Origin of the sequence: Delftia sp. ZNC0008 (assembly GCF_000799035.1) — a bacterium.
GTDB lineage: Bacteria > Pseudomonadota > Gammaproteobacteria > Burkholderiales > Burkholderiaceae_C > Comamonas > Comamonas tsuruhatensis.
Genome location: NZ_JTKZ01000482.1, coordinates 1 through 4,019 on the forward strand (window position 1 = coordinate 1; position 4,019 = coordinate 4,019).

The window sequence follows — 4,019 nt, forward strand, 5'->3', positions numbered from 1 at the left end:
GCGCGCGAGCATGCTGCCTGCCTGGAGGGCGGCGCTCATGCCTGCATCTCCTCGAGGACCGAGGACACCAGCGCCACGCTGCCGCCCAGGTTGCGGCCCGCCAGGCCGATGCGGTCGATCAGGCTTTGCACCGAGTCGGTGTAGACGCCGATCTCGTTGCTGTCGCCCACGTCGTGCAGGATGTCGCGCGCATGCGGCATGCCGACCATGGTGAAGACGGTGGACCAGGCGCCCAGCTCGTTGTTGGCGAACATCTGCACGGTCTTGAGGATGATGGAGCGCAGGTAGCTGCGCTCACGGTTGCTCAGGCCCTGGACGATGTCGGTGGCCACCGAGCTGAAGACGCTGGAGTGGCTCCATTCGTCCACGGCGTGGGTGCGCGTGACCTCGTGGCAGATGGGCTGAATGCTGCGGTCCTCGGCCATGGTCTTGAGGTAGTCGGTGATCAGGGTCTCGCTGGCGCAGGCAATGGCGAAGCGGGCCAGGCGGCGTTCCCATTCCGCGCCGCACTGCGCCAGCACGCCGTTGCGCCAGCCGACGAGGTTGAAGTCCGCGTAGTCCAGCGGCGCCAGGCCGCGCATCTCGTAGATGTAGTTGCAGGCCATGATGGACATGCGGGTGTGCAGGGCCTCGTCCAGCAGGGCCTGGGACATGACGTCCTGCAGCAGCGCGCGGTTGGCGCTGGGCGGCGGGGTCTTGATGATGTCCTCGCAGGCCGGCGTGACCACGTTGCACTCGATGTAGATGGTCTTGAGGTTGTAGATGCCCCAGGCGTAGGACAGGCATTGGTCGCGCAGGTGCTGTGGCGCCTCCACCCATGCCTGGTGATCGCGAAACGGCAGCAGCGAGGCGGTGAAGTCCTGCCGGGCGGGGTCGAACGCCAAGCCGCAGTAGTCAGGCAGGTCCTGATTCACGGCCGCTCTTGACTTCCAGAGCAGGGACAGCTTTTTGAGCGCATCGCGCACGGCGTCATCTGTCCGAGAGATATCGAGATTCATTTTTCAACTCCGTGTGATTGAACTTGATTGATCTGAGTCAAATCGCCTATTCCCTCCCCCCGCTTTCTCCATCTGCCGCAATCACCAATGGCGCCGCAAATGGCACTGCAATTGACGCTGCATATGGCAGATACGTTGTCATGGATTTCTTCACTCTGTCATATTCCACCTTGAATCAATCTCCCCGACTGCAGATTGCGGATGATTCCTGGCGGTATTGGATCTCATGACTTTCAACGTCTGGCGGCGAATTCTATGGAGAGAGCGTGGATTCAAACAGACCTATTTTCGCCAATGAACCAGACCGCTTTTTTCAACGGTTTACATTGGCATGCCACCTTAATTGGTCTGCTCACCCGCTCAAACATGGTCGGAATCAAGGCAGCTGCACTTTGTAGACTGCCCATTACCGATGCGCCCTGGTTTCCAAATCCTTCCATAACCCGGGCGCTGCCGATTCCCGTGCTTCAGCGCCTCCAAGACAGCCAATGCGACATGGACGATTTATCGCTCCCCAGAATCAATTCCCTGGAACTCCAACACGCGGACAGCGAGGCCTGGGACGCCATAGCGGCCGAGCGGACACGGCAGGCGCGTTCGATTGAATTGATTGCCTCTGAAAACTTCGTGAGCCGCGCGGTGATGGAGGCGCAGGGCTCGGTGCTGACCAACAAATACGCCGAGGGCTATCCCGGCGTGCGCTACTACGGCGGCTGCGCCAATGCCGATGCCGTGGAGAACCTCGCCATTGCGCGTGCCAAGGCGCTGTTCGGCTGCGCGCACGCCAACGTGCAGCCGCACTCGGGCAGCCAGGCCAACCAGGGCGTGTACCTGGCGTTCCTGGAGCCCGGCGACAAGATCATGGGGCTGGACCTGCGCTCGGGCGGGCACCTGACGCATGGCTCCAGCGTGAGCGTGTCGGGCAAGTGGTTCCAGTCCATCAGCTACGAGGTGGACGCCCGCTCCCAACTCATCGACATGGACCAGGTGCGGCGCATTGCGCTGAAGGAGCGGCCCAGGCTCATCATTGCCGGAGGCTCGGCCTATTCACGGCAGATGGACTGGGCCGAGTTCCGGCGCATTGCCGACCGGGTGGGCGCCATCTTCATGGCCGACATCGCGCACGTGGCGGGGCTGGTGGCCGCGGGCGTGTTCCCCTCGCCCGTGGAGCACGCCCATGTGACCACGACCACCACGCACAAGACGCTGCGCGGGCCGCGCGGCGGCATGATCCTCTCGGCCGACGCCGAGATCGCCAGGCGCATAGACGCCGCCGTGTTTCCGGGCCTGCAGTCCGGGCCGCTGATGCATGTGGTGGCGGCCAAGGCGGTGGCGCTGGGCGAGGCGCTCAAGCCCGCCTTCCGTACCTATGCGCGGGCCGTGGTGGACAACGCCCGCGTGCTGTGCGACCGGCTGTCGCAGGGCGGGCTGTCCGTGGTGTCCGCAGGCACGGACTGCCATCTGGGCGTGATCGACCTGCGCCCCTGGGAGCTGACGGGCAAGGCCGCCGAAACGGCGCTGGAGCAGATCGGCATCACGGTCAACAAGAACGCCGTGCCCGGCGACGGCGCGCGGCCACTGGTGACCTCGGGCATCCGCGTGGGCAGCGCGGCCTGCACCACGCGCGGCATGGGCGCCGACGAGTTCCGCGAGATCGGCGACATGATTCTTGCCACGCTGGGCGGCATACGCAGCGGCACCATGAACGCGCGCACGCTCAAGTCCATCCACGAAGGCGTGTCCGACCTGACCGGGCGCTTTCCCCTGCCCTACTGAGGCATGCGGCGTCCCAAGCTTTCCACCTTTTCATCGCCGGGCCGCCCCAAGATGAAAAGCGCCCCCTCGGGGGGCAGCGGACCACGTGGAGCGGGGGAGCGTGGGGGCCCCATTTCAGGGTTTTCGCAGCGCGTTGGCCAGGCGCAGCACGGCGGCCTCGATCTCGTAGGCCGTGAGCGAGGCATAGCCCAGCAGCCAGCCCGGCTGCCGCTGCTCGCCCGCGTACAGACGGCTGAGCCCCTGCAGCAGCACGCCCGCCGCGGCGGCGCGGCGGATGGTGTCTTCCTCGGACCAGCCGGGCTCCAGCAGGCAGGGCACCTGCATGCCGCCCTGGGGCCGTGGCGCGGTGACGATGCCGGCCAGGTGCCTGCCTATGGATTCGAGGATGACCTCGCGCCGCCCCGCATACAGCTTGCGCATGGCCCGCACGTGGGAGTTGTAGTGGCCGTCCTCCATGAAGCGCGCCAGGGTCAGCTGCTGGATCTGGGGCGTGTGCCCGTCCATGATGCTGCGCGCCTGGACAAAGGCGCGCACCAGCTCCTGGGGCAAGGCCATGTAGCCCATGCGCAGGCCCGGGTACAGGGTCTTGCCGAAGGTGCCGATGTAGATGGTGCGCGCGTGCTTGTCCAGGCCTTGCACGCAGGCGGTGGGCATGCCGTCGTAGTGGAATTCGCTGTCGTAGTCGTCCTCGATGATCCAGCGCCCGCGCTCGAATGCCCAGCGGATCAGGTCCAGCCGCCGCTCCAGCTGCATGGTGACGCCCGTGGGGTACTGGTGCGATGGCGTGACATAGACGCAGGTGGCGCCGCTGCGGTCGGCGTGCAGCAGGTCGGTGCGAATGCCTTGCGCGTCCACGTCGATGGGCAGGACCTTGGCCTCGGCCGACTCGAAGGCCTTGCGGGCGCCGAAGTAGCCCGGGTTCTCCAGCAGGATGGGCCGGCCCGCATCCACCAGCAGCTGCGCGCACAGGAACAGCGCCTGCCGCGTGCTGCTGAGCACCAAGATCTGCCCGGCCTCCACCTTGGCGCCGCGCTCCAGGTTGAGGTAGGTGGCAATGGCCTTGCGCAGCGGCTCGGCGCCCTGCGGGTCGCCGTGCAGCAGGACGCTGGCCCGGTAGTCCTTGAGCGCCTGCCGCTGCAGCCGCTCCCAGACATCGGTGGGAAAAGTGCGCGTCTCGGGCAGGCCGGTGGCAAAGGCCCGAATGGTCTGCTGGTCGGCGATGCCGCCGCCATCGACGATACGCGG

At 66.0% G+C, this 4,019-nt stretch carries 3 protein-coding genes; 1 reads left to right on the plus strand and 2 read right to left on the minus strand.

The annotated features are described in order from the left end of the window. Nucleotides 1–35: 35 nt before the first annotated feature. On the minus strand, nucleotides 36–998 hold the full coding sequence (locus tag L995_RS16285; RefSeq protein WP_012205541.1) for an AurF N-oxygenase family protein: 963 nt from the start codon (nucleotides 996–998) through the stop codon (nucleotides 36–38). Nucleotides 999–1,493: 495 nt separating this feature from the next. Here L995_RS16285 and L995_RS16290 point away from each other — a divergent pair, with 495 nt between their 5' ends. Beyond that, complete coding sequence (locus tag L995_RS16290; RefSeq protein ID WP_174538920.1) at nucleotides 1,494–2,774, plus strand: serine hydroxymethyltransferase; 1,281 nt, start codon at nucleotides 1,494–1,496, stop codon at nucleotides 2,772–2,774. A gap of 114 nt (nucleotides 2,775–2,888) precedes the next feature. Here the strand turns inward: L995_RS16290 and pdxR are convergent. After that, a partial coding sequence (pdxR, locus tag L995_RS16295; RefSeq protein ID WP_047472641.1) for a MocR-like pyridoxine biosynthesis transcription factor PdxR occupies nucleotides 2,889–4,019 on the minus strand: 1,131 nt, incomplete at its 5' end.